We start from the raw sequence: 18,767 nt of genomic DNA, 5'->3' as shown, positions 1-18,767 counted from the left end.
GAGCCGTCGGGCCCGCCGCCACCGGCGCCGGCGGCGGCGCCGCGAGAGGAGAGCCCCCTTGAGCGTGGTCCTGGTCGATCGTCCGCCCCGGCGCCCCGGACCGGCGATGCCGGACGGCGAGCTGCAGTTGCAGGAGCCGCCGGTGCTCCCGGAACAGCAGAGCGGCATGTCCAACATGATCGCCATGGCGCCGATGGCGCTGAGCTCGCTCTCGATGGTGATGATCTTCCTCAACCCGCAGTCCGGCGGCGGGCCGCTCACCTACGTGGCGATGGGCATGATGGGCCTGTCGGCCGTCGGCATGCTGGTGACCCAGCTGATCCGCGGCGCCAGCGACCGCAAGCGGCAGCTGCGCGGCGAACGCCGCGACTACCTGCGCTACCTCTCCCAGGTGCGCCGTCAGGTCCGCCGCCACATCGTGAACCAGCGGCTGGCGCTCGCCTGGCGCCACCCCGCGCCGGACGCGCTCGGCACGCTGGTGCGGACCTCGCGGCTGTGGGAGCGGCGGGCGGCGCACCCGGACTTCGGCGACGTGCGGATCGCCACCGGCGCCCAGCGCCTCGCGGTCAAGCTGGCCCCGCTGTCCACCCAGCCGGTCGAGGACCTGGAACCGCTGTGCGCGCACGCGCTGCGCCGCTTCATCCACGCCTACGGCTCGATCGCCGACCAGCCGATCGCCGTCCACGTGCGCGGCTACGCGCACATCCTGCTGCGCTGCGAGCACCCCGCGCCGGAGACCGGCCCGGCGGACGGCGGGGACCTCCTCGCCGCGCCCGCGCCCGCCGGGGCGGAGCCCGCCGAGGCCGCCGACCCCGGCCCGGCCCGCGCGCTGGCCCGGGCGATGATCGCCCAGCTCGCGTTCTTCCACGCCCCCGACGAACTGCGCGTCGCGGCCGCCGTCGCCCCCGGGCTGCGCGAGGAGTGGACCTGGCTGAAGTGGCTGCCGCACGCCCTGCACCCCACCGAGACGGACGGCGCCGGCCCGGTGCGCCTGGTCGCCGACTCGCTGCTGGAGCTGGAGCAGGTGCTGGGCCCGGAGTTCTCCGACCGCCCGCCCTTCGAACCGGAGACCCAGCCCGGCAGGGACGAGCCGTTCACCGTGATCGTGCTGGACGGCGTGAAGCTGCCCGGCGGCAGCCGCGCCCTGCTGGCCGGCTACCGCAACGCCGTGCTGCTGGACGTCTCCGGGGCGGTGGAGTGGAAGCACGCGCCGTTCCGGATGCGGCTGCGGATCACCGGCGACCGGCTGGACCTCGTCACCGCCGACCGCAACCGGCGCGACGAGATCACCCCGCTCGGCCGCCCGGACGCCCTGAGCGCCCCGGCCGCCCGCCGCTACGCGACCACGCTCGCCCCGTACCGGCTCGGCGACGCGATGGACGTCTCGGAGCCGCTCAGCACCGACTTCGACCTGACCTCGCTGCTGGGCGTCAACGACCTGTACCAGCACGACATCGCCCGCAGCTGGGCCGAGCGTCCGCGCGGGCGGCGGCTGCGGGTGCCGATCGGCGTCGGCGCGGACGGCAAGCCGGTGGAACTCGACATCAAGGAGTCCGCGCAGGGCGGCATGGGCCCGCACGGCATGCTGATCGGCGCCACCGGCTCCGGGAAGTCCGAACTGCTGCGCACGCTGGTGCTGGCGCTCGCGCTCACCCACTCCTCGGAGACGCTCAACTTCGTCCTGGTCGACTTCAAGGGCGGCGCCACCTTCCTCGGACTGGACGCGCTCCCGCACACCTCCGCGGTGATCACCAACCTCGCCGACGAGGCCGCCCTGGTCGACCGGATGCGCGACGCCCTGCACGGCGAGCTGAACCGCCGCCAGGAGCTGCTGCGCTCGGCCGGCACCTACAGCTCGCTGCTGGACTACGAGACGGCCCGGGCCGGCGGCGCCCAGCTCGACCCGCTGCCGACGCTCTTCGTCGTGGTCGACGAGTTCAGCGAACTGCTCTCCGCGCACCGCGACTTCATGGAGCTGTTCATCATGATCGGCCGGCTCGGCCGCTCGCTGGGGGTGCACCTGCTGCTCGCCTCGCAGCGCCTGGACGAGGGCCGGATGCACGCGCTGGAGTCCCACCTCTCCTACCGGATCGGCCTGCGCACCTTCTCCGCCATGGAGAGCCGCGGCGTGCTCGGCGTGCCCGACGCCTACCAGCTGCCCTCCCAGCCCGGCAACGGCATCCTGCGCAGCGACATCGCCACGCTCACCCGCTTCAAGGCCGCCTACGTCTCCGGCCCCTACCGCCGCCGGCGGGGCGCCGTCCAGCAGGCGGCCGTGGCCGGTCAGATCGTCGCGTACACGACCGAGTACGTCGCGCCGCGCGATCCCGACCCGGAGGTGCTGGCCGCCGAGGAGGCCCGGGAGGCCGCCGAGGAGGACGCCCCGAACCTGCTGGACCTGGCCGCCGCGCGGATGCTCGACGCCGGTCCGCCCGCCCACCGGGTCTGGCTGCCGCCGCTGGACACCCCGCCCACCCTGGACGAGCTGCTGCCGCCGCTCACCCCCGGGCCCCGGCACGGCCTGGCGCCCGACGGCCGCCCGGCCGTCGGCACGCTGACCGTCCCGGTGGGCGTGGTGGACCGCCCGTTCCAGCAGATGCGCGAACTGCTCACCGCCGACCTGTCGGCCGCCGGCGGTCACGTCGGCGTCGCGGGCGGCCCGCAGAGCGGGAAGAGCACCCTGTTGCGGACCCTGATCACCGCCCTGGCGCTCACCCACACACCGCAGGAGGTCCAGTTCTACTGCCTGGACTTCGGCGGCGGCACGCTCTCCTCGCTGCGCGGGCTGCCGCACGTCGGCGGCGTCACCGGGCGCCACGACCCGGAGCGGATCGGCCGCACCGTCGCCGAGGTGAACGGCATCATCGCGCGCCGCGAGGTGCGCTTCGCACAGCTCGGCGTCGACTCGATGGCGACCTTCCGCCGCCGCAGGGCCGCCGGAGACCCGGAGCTCGCCGACGACCGCCACGGCGACGTCTTCCTGGTCATCGACGGCTGGGGCACCCTGCGCCAGGAGTTCATGGAGCTGGTGGCCGCGCTGGCCCCGATCGCCGCCCGCGGCCTCAACTACGGCGTGCACCTCGTCGTCTCGGCGGCCCGCTGGGGCGAGATCACCGCCGGTGTGCGCGACCAGTTCGGCACCCGCTTCGAGCTGCGCCTGGGCGACCCCATCGACTCCATGATCAACATGCGCGCCGCCGAGACCGTCCCGCACAGCCCCGGCCGCGGCCTCACCAAGGAGCGGCTGCACTTCCTCGGCGCCCTCCCCCGGATCGACGGGCAGGGCGGCGTCGACGACCTCGCCGACGGCATCGCCGACCTCGTCGACGCCGTCAACGAGCACTGGAGCGGCCCGCGCGCGCCCGAGGTGCGGATGCTGCCGCTGCTGCTGGACGCCGCCTCGCTGCCCGCGCCCGAGGGCCGGCTGCGGGTCGCCCTCGGCCTGGAGGACACCGCGATCGCGCCGCTCTGGCACGACTTCGAGGAGTCGCCCCACCTGCTGGTGGTCGGCGACAGCGAGAGCGGCAAGACCAACCTGCTGCGCCTGCTGATCGCCGGGATCACCTCCGCCTACACCCCCGCGCAGGCCCGGATCATGCTCGTCGACTTCCGGCGCGGCCTCTACGAGAGCGTCCCGGAGGAGTACCGGCTCGGCTACGCCGTCTCGGTGGACGTGCTGCGGCAGGTCGTCACCGGCGCGGCCCGCGCCATGGAGGCCCGGCTGCCCGGCGAGGAGATCAGCCCGGCCAGGATGCGGCTGCGCGACTGGTGGACCGGGCCGGAGCTGTTCGTCGTGGTCGATGACTACGACCTCGTTCCCGGCGCGGCGGGCCCCGGCCCGTTCGGCCCGCTCCTCGAACACCTGGCGCAGGGCACCGAGCTCGGCCTGCACCTGATCGTCGCCCGCTCGGCGAACGGCATCGGCCGGTCCTACAGCGACCAGCTGCTGCGCCGGCTCCAGGACGTCAACACGCCGATCACCCTGCTGTCCTGCCCGCCCAGCGAGGGCACGCTGTTCGGCAGCGTCAAACCCCGCGTGCTGCCGCCCGGCCGCGGCCTGCACGTCACCCGGCGCCGGACGGTGCAGGTGCAGACCGGGCTGATGCCGGAGCCGGAGCCCGAGCCGGACGCCGGGGCGGAGCCGGAGGCCGCCGGGGCGGCGGGTGCCTGACGGCCGCGCGGGCGGGGGGTCGGCGGGTGCTGCGACGGGGGTTCGACCGGTGGCCCGGCGGGTGGTTCGGCGGGTGGTTCGGCGGGTGGTGAACCGGGGGCGCGGCGGGGGCCGTAGTCCAGGACGATGAGCCTCTCCCGCACCGGCGCGCGCTCCGGCGAGCCCGCGCCCCCGGCCGAGCCCCGCCGCCGCTTCGGATTCCGGCGCGGGCCGCAGCACGCGCTGCCCGCCGGGCCCGCGCCCGCCGAGGTGCCGGCGCCCGCCCCCGAAGCGGCCCGGTCCGCGCTGCCGGCCGCCGGGTCCGGCACCGGGTCCGGCACCGCACCGGTCGTCGCGACGGGCCCGGGCCCGTCGGTGCTCCGCGCGGTCGGGCCCCACTTCGTGATCGCGGCGTCCACCGCCCGCGAGGACGAGCTGACCGCGGCGATCGGCGCCCTGCGGCCCGTCCCGGACGCCGTCGTCGTGGTCGCCGCAGCGCCCGACTCGGCCAAGGTGCTGCGCGACCGGATGGCCGACCTCGGGGTGATCGCCCGCGCCCGCGGCGCCGCCCACCTGGTGCTCGCCGCCTCCGGACTGGCCGCCCTCGCGCCCAACGGCCGGCGGCCCGCCGAGGTGGTCGCCGAGCGCGCGGGCGTGCCGGTCGTCGCCCCGGACGGCCTGGTGGAGATCACCCCGGCCGGCAACCTCAGGGTCACCGACCCGGCGGGCGCGGTCGAGGCGTCCTCGTGGTGGCGGTGCGAGGCGGGCCAGGCGCCCCGCCGGCTGCACAGCACCCTGGGCACCGCCGCCCCGGTCGAGGCGCCGTCCGGCCCCGCCCCGGCCTCCGTGGCCTCCACGCCCGCTCCGCTCTCCGCTCCCGCTCCGCTCTCCGCTCCCGCTCCGCTCTCCGCGGCCGCCGCCAGGGGCCGGGCCGAGGCCGTGCGGGTCCTGCGGCTGCCCGCCGGGTTCTGGCTCACCGACCCGGCCGACCCCTCCACCGCGCCGCTGCCCGGTCTCCGGCTGGCCGCCGCGCCGCCCGGCAACGCCGTGGTCCTCATCGGCACCCCGGCCCGGCCGGTCCTGCTGCCCGAGGACTTCACCGAGGCCGTGCTCGCCCTGCCGCTCGGCACCGACCGCCCCCTGGTCAGCGCCCCCTGGGCGGCCCCCGACCAACTCGCCGCGCTCAGCGGCGCACTGGCCGCCCGCACGGCCCGGCCGGTGCAGGCCGCCATCGGCCTGCCGGTGCTCGGCCCCGGCGGGCCCACCTCGCGGGTCCTGGACCGCGACGGCCGGGCCGGCTGGGAGCCGTTCCTGCTGCGCCTGGCCACCGCCCCCGGTGCCCCCACCAGCCCCGCCGCCTGGCGCAACGGCGGCGCCGACTGGCGGACCGACGGGCCGGCCGTCTTCCGGGCGTTCCCGTACTGGGCGCTGGAGGCCGTCCCCGCCGGACTCTGGCTGCGCCCCGAACCCCCGCACGTGCTCACCCCGCGTTTCCGGCGCCCCGAGGCGGCCCGCCCGCTGCTGATCGTCGGCGAGCGCGACCGCCCGGTGCCGGCCGACGCCTTCGAGGAACTCGGTGCCCTGCTCGACCGGCTCCCGGCGGCCGGCGCCGAGGGCTTCGGCCTGCTGGTGCACGGGCTGCTGGAGCCCGCCGCCGAACGCGTCGGCCGCTTCGTCGCGCGGATGCACGAGCTGGAGTGGCTCGGCGCCGAACAGCCGCTGAACGGGCCGCCCGCCGTGGCCGCCGTGTCGTACGGCATCGGCCGGCCGACCGTCGCCCCGACACGCCCCGCCCCCGCGCGCCCCGCTCCGGCCGCCCTCCCCGAGGCGCGCACCGAGGCGCGCACCGAACTCCCGGCCCCGCACCGGGTCCCGCCCGTGCCGGAGGCCGAGGCCGGACCGCCGGTGCGCCACCAGGTGCCCGCCGTCCCCGAGCCCCAGCCCGAGCCCGAGCCCGCACCGCGGCCGGTCCCGCTGCCCACGCCCGTCCGGGCCACCGCCGCCCCCGCCACCGGCAGCACCGCCGGTGCCACCCCGGCCCCCCGTCGGGCACCCGCGACCGCCCCTGCTGCCGCGCCTGCCGCCGCCGCTGTCGCCACCGCCGGCGGTGATTCCCGCCCCCTGCGCACCCCGGAGGTCCCTCCGGCTTCCCCGGCTCCCCCGGCCCCTCCGGTCGAGCCCGCCGAGGAGCCCGAGCCGCTTCCGTCCCCGTCCCCGTCCCCTCCCCCGCCTTCGCCGGCCCCCTCCCCGAGCGCCCGTCTGTTCGGCCCCGACGACTGCCCGGCACCGGTGACCGCGGCCGGCGCCGACGAACGCGACGCCGTCCGCACCCTGCTCGGCGACCACTACCACCGCTGCACCGGGCGCCTCGAACACCTCGCCACCCGGCTCCCCGGGCTGCGTTCCACCTCCCAGGACGACTTCAAGCCCGATCTGGCCGCCGTCCTGCTCCACCACACCGACACCGGCGTCCCCGCCACACGCGCCGGCCTCGTCGCCGCCGCACGGTCCGGCGACCCGGCCCTGCAACCGTTCCTGCGCTGCCTCGGCGCCGGGCTGCGCCGCCTCCCGAGCCACCACGGTGCCGTCCTGCTCGGGGCCGACGCGGCGCTGGACCCCGAGTCGGTCCTCTCCCACTACCCCACCGGCCGCCAGTTCCGCGAACCCGCACCACTGGCCGGCCTGACCGCCCCGGGCTCCGAACTCCCCGGCTCCTCGGTCGAGTTCCTCATCTGGTCGGCGACCGGCCGACGCACCTCCGTGTTCGACTCCACCGACAGCCCGCCCCAGGCCGTCTTCCCCCCGGGAACCGCGTTCACCGTGGTCGGTGTGGTCCCCTCCGGCGACGACCGTCCGCCCTGCGTCCTCCTGCGCGAATCGGGCGGCGACCCGTCCGAACGCAACCGCAGCGCCCTCTCCCGCCTCCGCGCCTGGCTGGAACGCCGCGCCGCCATGCCCCCGGCCGAACGCCCCCGCACGGACTCCCCCGGCCGCTTCCACCTCACCCCGGGCCTGGCCCTCACCACCCCCGGGCCGACCGGAGACTCCGACCCGCAGTGACACCCTCCGGCCCCGGATCGCCCCGACGCGACATCGAGCCACAGCCCCTGGCCCACATCACCCCACACGGCGAGCGCTGGCCGGCAGGCCCCGGCCACCTCGCCCTACCGGCCGACCACCCGCGCCCCGGAAGCCGTCGCCACCGGCGCGGCCACCGACCCGGTCACCGTCATGCTGCCCCGACCACCCCATCCGTCTGAGGCCCGCGCTCCCACGCCCCTCGACCGGCGACAGCCCACCGGGCCCGTGTGACGGCCTCCGGCGCCGAGAGGGGCCACCATCCGCCCCTCACCACCCCTCACCACCCCTCACCACCAGGCAACACGACATCGAGCCACACCCACCGGCCGACATCACCCGCACGGCGAGCGCTGCCCAGCCGTCAACGGCCGACGACCCACGGCCACTACCGCCGAACCCCGGCAGGCTCCGGCCACCTCGCCCTACCGGCCGACCGCCCCCCGGAGGCCGTCGCCACCGACGCGGCCACCGTGGCGACCGGGCCGACCGCCACCGTCGGGACGGTCGGCATGGCGGCGGGCCGCACCGCCCAACCAACCAAGCCTCAGAAGCCGTCACCACCAGGGGCGACCAGGCCCGCCACCGCCCCCAGGACGGCTGGCCCAGCGGCCAGCGGCACCGGCCAGCGCCCCCACTCCGAGCGACCAGCCAACCGGCCAGGCCTCACATCAACGCGACCGGGCCCGCCACCGCCACCAGAAGGGCGGGCGTGGCGGCCAGCGGTACCGGCCAGCTCCCCACCCCGACCGACCGGCCTACCGGCCAAGCCTCACATCAACGCGACCGGGCCCGCCACCACCAGGAGCGCGCATGGCGGCCAGCCGCACCGCCAGCCCCCCGACCGGCCAACCGACCACGCCTCACAAGCCATCACAACCGAGGGCGGCTGGTCCGGCGGCCAGCGGCCCCGGCCAGCCCCCCCCACCCTGACCTACCGCCCGACCGCCCACGCCTCGGAACCCGGCACCACCGGGGCGACCGGGCCCGCCGCCACCGCCGGGACGGCGGGCGTGGCGGCCACGGGTGCCGCCGGTTCGGCCGGCAGTACCCGGCCCATCGTCACCCGGGCCTGCTGGGGCTGGACGTTCGCGCAGGCCCTCGGCACCGCCGGGGCGACGCTCACGTGGTGACCGGCGGCCACGGCCGGCACCTCGCCCCCGCCCGCCACCGGGCGCCCGGCCTGTGCGGGGACGCCGGGGAGCGCAGTCACGCCGTGCGTCGGCACCGCCGGGGCCAGGCCCCCCACCGCGCCGAAGTCCGGAGCGGAACTGGTCCGCGTCTCCCCGCGCGTACCCGGCGCCGGCCCCTCCGCGGGGGCCGCCGACTCGCCTGTGCGGTCGGCGACCGTTCCGGACAGCCGCAGGATCAGGTTGCGCTCGGTCGGATCGCCGTTCGGCCAGTCGCAGTCCTTGCTGCGCACGATCCGGCTGCGCGCGCCGCTCCGCGAGGTCTGCCACGGGTACGGCAGCACGCGGACGTTGGGCCGCCAGCCGACGCCGGGGACGCAGTGCTGGAGCTCCAGCTCCCACTCCTCCGCCCGCACGTCCAGGGAGGCCCCGATCCGCCCCTCCAGCACGAAGGTGCCGTACGGGGTGTGCACCACCACGCGCTGCTCGTAGTAGGCGTCCTTGTCGAGGACCGTGATCCGCAGCGGCCCGTTCATTCGCAGCATGATCGCCCTTCCCGGCGTTCGAAGCCCCGCGGAACCGCCACAGCCCCGCCACCCTGGTCGACGGCGCATCCGGAGGCCCGGGTTCACAGGTCGTCGGCGGCCGGACCCCCCGGTGAACCGGCGGCCGCGCCCCGGCCGTTGAACTCCGGGCACGGGTCGTTCCCGTCCGGCCCGCCGGCCCGGGGCGAGCGGCCACGGCGCTCCGCGCGCCGGTTTCCCCTTCGGGCAGGCCGGCCCTCCCCATCGCGCACACCTCCCGACCCGCCGGGCAGGCACCCGGCACCGAACGGCCGTCCCCGGTTGGGACTCCGGTCCCAGGCCGGAACCCGCCCGTCCACCGCGAGGCCGCCCGCACCACCTGTCACACCCGCCACAGGGGTTCCCCGCCCGGCGGACTCCCGGTCCGGGCCCGGCCTGGTTTGCACCCGGAACACACCCGCCCGGCCGTGGCCCGGCACCCGGGGCCGCAACCCCGGCCCCCCGGCACGCCGTCCCCGACCACGAGGACCGCCGCCGACCCGCCGCCGCGGGGACGACGGACCGGCTCCCGTCAACCCCCTGACGGTCCGATCCCCACCCTTCCCGAAACCGTGCACCGAGCGTCACAAACCGCACTTTCAGCGTGGCTAGACTGCGCCCCGCACAGGGACGGAGACCCTCGTCCACCCGCTCTCACCTGGGAGAATCCGTGTTCGTTCGGCTGCTGGGCCCGGTGGAACTGCGGACCGCCGACGGCCGGTCCGTCGAGCCCGCCGCCGCCAAGCGGCGCGCCACCCTCGCCCTGCTGGCGCTCGAACTCGGCCGGACCGTCCCGGTCGGGCGGTTCTTCGAACTGCTCTGGGGGGACACTCCCCCCGCCCGGGCCCGGGCGGCGCTGCAGGGCCACATCGCCGCGCTGCGCAAGCTGATCGCCGGCTCGGACCTCGTCCTGTCGACCCGTCCGCCCGGCTACCGGCTGGACGGCCCGGACCACGCGGTGGACTCGCTGCTGTTCGCTCACCTGGTGGCCCGGGCCGCGGCGGAGAGCACGCCCGCCGGTGACGAGGCGGCGGCCGGGCTGCTGCGCCGGGCGCTCGACCTGTGGCACGGTCCCGCCGCACTCGCCGACCTGCCCGAGACTGACCTGCGCGATGCGCTCGCCGACCGCCTCCGCAAGGACCGGGCGCTGGCGCTGGAGGCCTGGGCCGAGCGGCTGCTCCGGCTCGGGCAGGGCGCGGAGGCGGTGTCCGAACTCGACCACGCGCTGGAGGCGGAGCCGTGGAACGAGCCGCTCGCCGCCCTGCTGGTGCTCTGCCTGAGCCAGGCCGGCCGCCCCTGGGACGCCCTGAACACCTATCACCGGACCCGCCGCCGGCTCGCCGCCGATCTCGGTGTCGGCCCGGGAGCCGCCCTGCGGTCGGCGGTGTCCGGCCTCCTCGCCGACGATCCGGCCCGCCGCCCGGCCGCCGCGCCCACCAGCATCATCGGCCTCCCCCGGCCGGACAGCACCTCCGCGACCGCCCCGCGCTCCACACGCCCGACGTCGACGCCGATCCCGTTCCCGAGCTGCAAGCCCGGCCTCCGCCCGGCGGCCACCCGGGGAGCGACGAGCCAGGGCGGGCAACTCCCGCGTGCCACCGCCGCATCCGTGCCGCCGCCGGCCACCCCCCGCCCGAAGCCCGCACCCGCACCCGCACCCGATCAACTCCCCCGCCCGGCCTCCGGATTCGTCGGCCGTCACGCCGAACTCCGGCACCTCGACGCGCAGCTGACGGGCGGAGGCGACTCCGGTGGACGCGTCGGCGTCCTGGTCGGCCCGCCCGGCGCCGGGAAGACCGCCACCGCCGTGCAGTGGGCACACGGCGCGGCCGCCGCCTTCCCCGACGGACGGCTCTTCGCCGACCTCAACGGCTTCGGCCCCGGCCGCCCCGTCGACCCCGCCGCCGCGCTCGCCCGGTTCCTGCGCGCCCTCGGGGTGCCGGAGGCCGAGCTGCCCGGGGAGCGGGCGGCCCGCGCCGCGCTCTACCGGTCACTCACCCGCCACCGCCGCCTGCTGGTGGTGCTGGACAACGTCCGCGACGCCCGGGACCTCGCCGACCTGCTGCCCTCCGGCCCCCACGGCGCGACCCTGGTCACCAGCCGCAGCAGTCTGGAGGACCTGGTGGTCACCGAGGGCGCCGCCCCGCTGCGGCTCGGCCCGCTTCCCGCCCAGGACGCCCACCGCCTGCTGGAGCACCTGCTCGGCGACGCCCGGGTGGCCGCCGAGCCCGAGGCCGCCGACCGGCTGGCCGAGCTGTGCGGCCGGCTGCCGCTCACCCTGCGGATCGCCGCCGCCCGGCTGGCGAGCCGCCCGGCCTGGGCGATCGGCGACCTGGTGCCCGAACTCGCCGACGAGCGCACCCGGTTGCGGGCCCTGGAGACGCGGGGCAGCACCAGCATCCGCGCCGCACTCGACCTGACGCTGCGACACCTCCCCGGGACCGCCGCCCATCTGCTGGCCCTGCTCGCCGTCCACCCGGGCGCGGAGACCGACGTCCCGGCGGCCGCCGCGCTGCTCGGCGCCGACCCCGCCGAGGCCGGCGGCGCGCTCGCCGCACTCGCCGCGCACCACCTGCTCACCGAGATCGCCCCCGGCCGCTACCGCCGCTGCGATCTGGTCCGGCTGTACGGCGCCGAACTCCTCGACGCCCGGCCCGTGGCGGAGCGGACCGCCGCCACCGCCGCCCTGGCCGACCACTACCTCGCCGCGGTGGCCCACGGCGCCGCCCTGCTCCAGCCCGCCCCCGGCCGCCGCACCGGCCCCGGCACCCGGCCCCGCTTCCCCACCGTCCGCTCGACCCTGGACTGGTTCCAGGCCGAGGAGCCCGCCGTCCGGGGCCTGGTCGCCGCCACCGACGAGACCGGCGACCCCCACCGCGCCTGGCAGCTCGCCTACCGCGCCGACGGCCTCTACTACAGCGTCGGCCGGCACACGGACCGGCTGGCCTGCCTGCACACCGGGCTCCACGCCGCCGGCCGCACCGGCGACCCGGCGGCCGTCGCCGCGATGGAGGCCGTCACGGCCCGCGCCCTGAGCGGCCGGGGCCGGACGGCGGAGGCGCACCGGCTGGCCCGGCGCGCGGTCGACCGCACCTCCGGGACCGACGACACCGTCCGGGTGCAGGCCCTCACCGTGCTGGCGGTGACCACGGCGGCCGGCGGGCGGCCGGCCGAGGCGGTCCGGCTGGGCGAGCAGGCGATCGCCCTCGCCGAGGCGCGCGGCCATGCCGAGCACGCCCCCTACGCACTCAGCAACACCGCGGGCCTGTACGGCCTCGCGGGCGAGCCGGCGCAGGCGCTGCGGCGCGCCCGGGAGGCCCGCGCGCTGCTCGCCGAACACCCGATGGCCGTCTTCCACCTCTCCGCGATGATCAACGAGGCACACGCCCTCCAGCTGCTCGGCCGGTCCGCCGAGGCGGAACAGGCCTGGCGGCAGACCCTGGAGCGCTGCCGCCTCGCCGGGGCCGTCCATCTGCACGCCGTCGCCGAACGGCACTTCGCCGACTTCCTGCTGGCGGCCGGCCGCGCCCCGGAGGCCGTCGGCACGCTGCGCGCGGCCCGCGGGCTGTACGGGCGCCTCGGCGACACCGCGGTCGTCCGCGAGCTGGACGAGCGGCTGGCGACGTTAGCGGGCTGAGGGCGCTCCGGGCTCCGCCTCCCGGTCCGCCGCCGCGGACTCCGTCCCGGCCGAAGCCACGGTCGGAGCCCCGCCCCAAGCCGCGTCCGGAGCCCCGGACTCCGCCCCGGTCTCCCGCAGCAGGTCCGCGGTCAGCATCGCCACGCCGTCCTCGCCGAAGCGGTGCAGCAGGAGCGCCACCCACTCCACCGCCTGCGCCCGCTCCAGCGCCGTCCACCGCGCCGCCGAGGGGTGCTCGTCGACCACCAGCGCCTCGGCGATCCTGCGCAGCCCGTCCGGGACCACCGTGCGCGGGCCGCGCCGCCCCAGGCCGTCCACGGCCAGCCGCCGGGCGGCCGCGATCACCACCGCTCCGTCGGCCGGCGGCACCGCCCACCCGCCGCCGGGCGTGCCGCCGCCGGGCCTGCCGTCCTCGTGCTCGGCCGGCTCGGCCGCGAGCCACCCCGCGACCAGGTGCCGGACCGCTGCCTCACCCACCGTTTCCGCCATGGCCGCCAGCTTGCCAGCACCTCGCCCTGTGGTCATCACCGTCACGGTGACGAGTACGGCTGACGCCCCGCCCCGCGTTCACCACCGGTCGCGGGCCGGGACGGCGCGGACGGTAGCATCGCCGCATGAGCTCGTACTGGCACGTCGTGCTGCCACCGCTGTCCGCCTGACCGGGCGCACACACCGGCACGCCTGAACCCGCGACCCCGGCCGGCCCGCAAGGGCGCCGGGGATCCGTGTCGTGCGCCCGTTCCGAATCCAGTCCGCCTGCCGGAACCCCGGAATTCGACAACGGAAGTCCACGACTGTGCCGAACCGCACCTCCACGCCCGCACCCACGGGCGGCTCCCGCACCACCCCCGCCGCACCCGCCACGCCCGCACCGGCCCGCCGTCCCGGCGCCCTCGCCGGTCCGCTGCCCGTCCTCGCCGCCGCCGTGCTCTGGGGCACCACCGGCACGGCCGGTTCCCTCGCCCCCGCCGGCGCCCCGGCGGCCGCCATCGGCTGCGCCGGACTGGCCCTCGGCGGACTGCTGCTCCTGCTGTCCGACCGCACCGCCCGCTCCCTGCCCAGGGCGTGCACGCCCCGCGAACGGCGGCAGCTGCTCCTGGGCGCGCTGGCCGTGGCCGGGTACCCGCTCACCTTCTACCCCGCCGTGGCCCGGACGGGCGTGGCGGTGGCCACCGTGATCGCCCTGGGCAGCGCCCCGGTCTTCACCGGCCTGCTGGCCCGGTTCACCGGCGGCCCCCGGCCCACCGCCCGCTGGGCGTGCGCGACCTCGACCGCCGTGCTCGGCTGCACCCTGCTGGTCCTCGGCCCGCAACTCGGCGGCGACAGCGCCGCGATGGACCTCCCCGGCGTCCTGCTGGCGGCCCTCGCCGGTCTCTCCTACGCGGTCTACTCGCTGGTCGGCGGCCGGCTGATCGCCCACGGCCATCCGTCGGCCGGGGTGATGGGGGCGATGTTCGGCGCGGCCGCCGTGCTGGTGCTGCCCGTGCTCCTGACCGGCGATCCCCGCTGGGCCGCCACCCCGCGCGGCGCACTCGTGGTGCTGCACCTGGGCGTGGTGACCACCTTCCTCGCCTACCGCCTGTTCGGCCGGGGCCTGCGCCACACCTCCGCCCAGACGGCCACCACCCTGACCCTGGCCGAACCCGCGGTCGCCGCCGTCCTCGGCGTCACCGCCCTCGGCGAACGCCTCACCACCGCCTCCTGGGCCGGCCTCGCTGTCCTCGCCCTGGCCCTCGCCCTCCTCACCGTGCCCCGCCGCCGCTGACCGAGCAGCCGCCGGCCCCCGCGGCGCCGAGACGCCCCTCGACGGCGGTGCGGTGGTGAGCAGGCGCTCCCACAGCACGAGGACGGCGCCGGCGGAGCCACGACCCCGATCGGCACAGGCGACGGACAGCCCCACCGGAACCACCCCGGCGGGTCCGCGACAAGGACGCGCACCCTCCGCAGCCAACCGGCGGACGCGAGACCGGCCGGCTCGCGTCCGCCACCGACCACGCCGCGCGCCACCCTTCGCCCCTCCACGGTGGTACGGGTAGTCAGCGGGCGCTCCCCACCACACGAGTACGGCGTCGGCCGGAGCCACGACCCCCGATCCTCCGCGGCGGACGCGAGACCGGCCGGCTCGCGTCCGCCACCGATCCGGGCCACAACCGAGGCCGACGCCGGCTCCCACACGCCACCAGCCCGGACACCGCTCCCAAGACGGCTCACGACCAGCTCCGTCAGGCACTCGCCCGCCCCCGGGTCCGGGCGCTAGGTCGACGACGCAGGAGTCACCCCCCGCAGCTGCCGAGACGTCGTCCCCGCGCACCAAGGGGCGTGCCCCCGCCCGGCCACCGCCGTGGATTCGCACCACCTCCACGTCGGGGTGCGCGGCGGACGCGAGACCGGCCGGCTCGCGTCCGCCCCCGACCCCGGCCAACGCCCCGGACACCGCTCCCAAGACGGCTCACGACCAGCTCCGTCAAGCACTCGCCCGCCCCCGGGTCCGGGCGCCAGGTCGACGACGCAGGAGTCACCTCCGTTGCCGCCCAAGGCGATCCGGCCGGGCGGGGTGACGATCGCCGTCGTCGCCGCGCGCCACCACGCGGCACTCCGCAGGCTCGGGTCGACCGGGGCCGGATGCTCCAGGCAGCCGAGTTCGCAGCCGACGGCGGACTCCGCCCCCCATCCGTCCGGCCCGGCCGGGAGGGCTCTGAGCTCCTCGGGCGGGGTGACTCCGAGCCGTTCCTCGGCGGCGGCGCCGTCGACCGGGACGAGCATGCCGGGGCCCGGCCTCCGGAAGCCGGACGGGAACTCCATGGCCGCGCCGGCCTCGACCGCCTGCAGAACGGTCCGGCCGTCCGGCGCCGCGAGCGCGCGCCGGACCGCGGACTCCAGGTCGTCGGCGCGACGCTGCCCGTCAGGGGGCCGGTGCCGACGGCCCGGAAACCGGCCCGCTCGGCCCGCCCGGCCCGCCCGGCCCGCAGGAGCGTCAGCAGCGTTTCCCGGGCGGCGAGGCCGTGGAGTGCGGGCACCGGCGTCCCCCGCCACCGGCAGCCGTGGCCCACGGCGCCGGCCACCACCGCACGTGCTGCTCCCCTCACGGCTCCAGCGCGGCGAGGCGGCGCGCCCGCGCCGGGTCGGTGCGGCCCTGCGCGGTGCGCAGGGCGAGGGCGCGCCGCCGGCAGTCGGCAGCTGCTCCGGGGCGGCCGAGCTCGGCGAGGACGGTTCCGTTGAAGTCGAGGGCGAGGACGGCGAGCCGGGTGTCGCCGTGCTCCTCGGCGACGGCGAGGGCCTCGCGCGAGACGGTGAGCGCCTCCTCCACCCGGCCGAGGAGCCGCAGGGCCTCGGCACGGCTGAAGCGGAGGGTGCCCTGGAGCGGGTCGCCGGGGTGGTCGCGGACCAGGCCGAGGGCGCGGTCGGTGTGGGCGAGACCGCGCTCCGCCTCGCCCGCCCGGTGCAGGCAGTGGGCGAGGTGGTCCAGGGCGCGGGCGGTCGCCGGCCCGTCGCCGGCGGCCTCGCGGGAGGCGACCACGCGTTCCAGCACGGCGATGGCGTCGTAGTTGCGGCCGGCCGCGGCGAGGGTGCCGGCGAGTGCGGTGAGGCAGCGGTCGCGGACGGCGGTGTCCTCGACGTCCGCGGCGTCCGCGACGGCCCGTTCGGCGACCGCGGCGGCCTCGGTGAAACGCTTGCGGGAGACCAGGGCGAGGCCGAGATCGGTGCGCAGCCGCAGTCCGGCGGTCCGGTCCCCGAGGCGTTCGGCCGCGGCCAGGCCCGCCCGGGCGAGTTCCTCCCACCCGTCCGGGTGGGCGCCGTCCTGGTAGTGCAGCGGCCCGCAGCCGTGGGCGAGCCGCCAGACCCCGGCGTCGAGGCCGTTCGCGGCACCGGCCCCGACCAGGGCGGGCAGGGCGGGCCGCACCCGGCGGAACCAGCCCGCCGCACCGGACCGGTCCCCCGCTGCGCCCTGCCCTCGGGAGGCGGCCTCGGCGGTGTCCGCCCACGCGTCCAGCAACCGGCGCAGCGCTGCGGTCCGCTCCACGGCCGGGAGCCCGTCGGCGAGTTCGGCCGCGTACCGGCGCACCGGCCCCGGCCGCACGAACCGCTCCGGCCCGGCCTCCTCCACCAGCCGGGCGGCCACGAGCGCCGTGAGCACCTCGCGCGCCCGGGGCGCCGACAGCTCCCCCAGCGCGCCGGCGTCCCCCGCGTCGATGCCCGGCCCCGGCAGCAGGCCGGTCAGCGCCAGGACCCTCGCGGCCTCCGGCGGCAGGGCCCGCCGGGCGACCCGCAGGGCCGCCGCCACGCCGTCGTGGCCCGCCCGGCGCTCCCGTTCCAGCTCCGCCGCCAGCGCGGCGAGGCTCCCGCCTGCGGCCGCGAGCCGGGCGCCCACCACCCCCACCGCGAGCGGACGTTGGTCGCCGAGCGCGGCCAGCCGGGCGGCGGCCTCCGGTTCCCGGGCGATCCGCCCGGCTCCGGCCGTCGCGGCGAGCAGGCCGGCCGCCTCGGCCGGGGCCAGGGCGCCGAGCGGCAGCGGGACGGCGCCCTGCCGGGCGACCAGGCCGGCGGCGAGCCGGGCGCGGCCGGTGACCAGTACCAGCACCTCGGGGTGGCCGGGCAGCAGCGGCTCGACCTGCTCGGCGGAGCCGGCGTTGTCGAGCAGGAGCAGCAGCCGGCGTCCGGCGGTCAACGTGCCCAGCAGGGCCGTGCGTTCGGCGGTGTCGCCGGGGAGGTCGTCCGCTCCGAGGTCCCGCAGCAGCACGGCCAGGGCGGCGGCGGGGGCGAGCGGGGCGGTGTCGTCGTCACCGTGGAGGTCCACGGTGTGCCGGCCGTCGGGGAAGCGCTCGGCGTGGCGGTCCGCCCAGGCGTGGGCGAGGCGGGTCTTGCCGACGCCCGCGGGGCCGGTGAGCAGCAGGGGGCGGCCGTCGGCGGTGTCCACGGCCGCGTCCAGGCGGGCGAGTTCCCCCTCACGGCCGACGAACGCCACCGGCCCGCCCGGCAGTTCGCCCTCCAGCCCGGCACGCTCCAGGCACCGGGCGAGCAGCACGGCGGCGGTCCTCCGGTGCGGCTCGGCGGCCAGCAGCGCCGTCAACCCGGCCACCGCGTCCGGCACTGAGCCGTCGCCCGCGCCGGGCCGGACGAGCGCTTCGACGGCGAGCCGTTCGACGGCCCGCCACCGGGCGGCGGTCAGCCGCGGGCCGGCCTCGGCGGCCAGCCGGGCGGAGCCGCAGCCGTCGAGGGCGGGGCCGCGCCAGAGGGCGAGCGCGGTGCGCAGCAGGCCCGCGGCATCGGCGCGCGGTCCGCGGTCGACGGCGGCGCACAGCCGCGCGAAGCGGTGCACGTCGACGGCGTCGGGGTGCCCGAGCAGCGCGTAGCCGTCGCCCCGGGAGAGCAGGTGGAGGCCGTCCGGGTCCTCGGGGATCGCCCCGGCGGGCGCCGCACCGTCGGCGGCGGCCGCGAGCAGACGGCGCACCCCGGTGACGTGCCCCTGGAGCGCGGACCGGGCGCCGGCCGGCGGCTCGCCGCCCCAGAGCAGGCCGGCCAGCCGCCCGGCCGGAACGGTCCGGCCGAGCTCCAGGGCGAGCGCGGCGATCAACGCACGCCGCTTCGGCCCGGGTTGCGGCAGCGCCCTGCCGTGGTCGTCCTGGAGCTCGAACCGTCCGAGCAGATTGATGCGCACTGCCGCTCCCCACCGCGTTCCGATCAGTCGATCAGGGTGAGAGCATAGGGAATGTCTGGATTGGTCCACACCTTTCCTGGTGAGCGCCCGTTGTCCCGAACTGCCCACCCACCGGCGCCTCATGACGCACCGTCGCCCCATCGGCCACCCGTGCGCGCCGTTCCGGCACCGGCCCGACCGGGTGCCCTGCGGCAGGCCGCCCGCCGGGCCCCGAGGAGGCCGGACTCGACGACGCCCCAAGGCCGGTCCGACGACCCACCTCGACCCGGCTGAAGAGGGAAGCGCCGCACGCCCGGCGGGCCGACCGGCCGGGGCCGGGTCAGGACGTTTCCAGGCCGAGCCCCGTGGCGCGGAAGAAGCCGTGGCCGGCGAGGTGCCGGGAGCGGCCGAGGGTGAGGCGGCGGACGGTGATGCGGCCGGGGCCGAGTCCGGAGCCGGAGCCGGAGGCCGACGACCAGGAGGTCGTCGAAGACCCGGCGGATCCTCCAGTCGGGCCTGGCCGCGACCAGCCGCTCGACGTCCGCCCTGGTCCAGCAGCCGTCGAGGTCGTGCA

7 protein-coding genes are annotated in these 18,767 nt (G+C 78.1%); 4 read left to right on the top strand and 3 right to left on the bottom strand.

The features are described 5' to 3' along the window. The first annotated feature begins 58 nt into the window (after positions 1–58). Entirely contained in the window at positions 59–4,171 is a 4,113-nt protein-coding gene (eccCa, locus tag ACF1AK_RS28025) for a type VII secretion protein EccCa (RefSeq protein WP_391501609.1), read from the top strand. A 126-nt stretch (positions 4,172–4,297) separates the two neighbouring features. Continuing rightward, complete coding sequence (locus tag ACF1AK_RS28020; RefSeq protein WP_391501608.1) at positions 4,298–7,210, top strand: hypothetical protein; 2,913 nt, start codon at positions 4,298–4,300, stop codon at positions 7,208–7,210. 952 nt (positions 7,211–8,162) lie between these two features. Here the strand turns inward: ACF1AK_RS28020 and ACF1AK_RS28015 are convergent. Beyond that, complete coding sequence (locus tag ACF1AK_RS28015; RefSeq protein WP_391501607.1) at positions 8,163–8,903, bottom strand: hypothetical protein; 741 nt, start codon at positions 8,901–8,903, stop codon at positions 8,163–8,165. Positions 8,904–9,591: 688 nt separating this feature from the next. On the opposite strand from ACF1AK_RS28015, the gene ACF1AK_RS28010 reads away from it, so the two are divergent. Continuing rightward, the gene (locus ACF1AK_RS28010) at positions 9,592–12,558 is read left to right on the top strand and encodes a BTAD domain-containing putative transcriptional regulator (protein ID WP_391501606.1); all 2,967 of its coding nucleotides are present in this window, start codon (positions 9,592–9,594) and stop codon (positions 12,556–12,558) included. On the opposite strand, the gene ACF1AK_RS28005 is transcribed toward ACF1AK_RS28010, so the two are convergent. Continuing rightward, the gene (locus ACF1AK_RS28005) at positions 12,547–13,047 is read right to left on the bottom strand and encodes a hypothetical protein (protein WP_391501605.1); all 501 of its coding nucleotides are present in this window, start codon (positions 13,045–13,047) and stop codon (positions 12,547–12,549) included. The two genes, ACF1AK_RS28010 and ACF1AK_RS28005, sit on opposite strands and share 12 nt — an antisense overlap. A 307-nt stretch (positions 13,048–13,354) precedes the next feature. Here ACF1AK_RS28005 and ACF1AK_RS28000 point away from each other — a divergent pair, with 307 nt between their 5' ends. Continuing rightward, a complete protein-coding gene (locus ACF1AK_RS28000; protein ID WP_391501604.1) occupies positions 13,355–14,323 on the top strand; it encodes an EamA family transporter in 969 nt (322 codons plus the stop codon). Between the two features lie 1,317 nt (positions 14,324–15,640). On the opposite strand, the gene ACF1AK_RS27995 is transcribed toward ACF1AK_RS28000, so the two are convergent. Further along, a complete protein-coding gene (locus ACF1AK_RS27995; protein ID WP_391501603.1) occupies positions 15,641–18,214 on the bottom strand; it encodes a BTAD domain-containing putative transcriptional regulator in 2,574 nt (857 codons plus the stop codon). Positions 18,215–18,767: the final 553 nt, after the last annotated feature.

Origin of the sequence: Kitasatospora sp. NPDC015120 (genome assembly GCF_043080305.1) — a bacterium.
Lineage (GTDB): Bacteria > Actinomycetota > Actinomycetes > Streptomycetales > Streptomycetaceae > Kitasatospora.
The sequence above is the reverse complement of the archived record's forward strand: the minus strand, read 5'-3'. Positions and strand labels throughout refer to the sequence as shown.

Coding starts and splice junctions, on each gene's coding strand:
- ACF1AK_RS28020 (WP_391501608.1), top strand. CDS start 4,298: ATGAGCCTCTCCCGCACCGGCGCGCGCTCCGGCGAGCCCGCGCCCCCG.
- ACF1AK_RS28015 (WP_391501607.1), bottom strand. CDS start 8,903: ATGCTGCGAATGAACGGGCCGCTGCGGATCACGGTCCTCGACAAGGAC.
- ACF1AK_RS28005 (WP_391501605.1), bottom strand. CDS start 13,047: ATGGCGGAAACGGTGGGTGAGGCAGCGGTCCGGCACCTGGTCGCGGGG.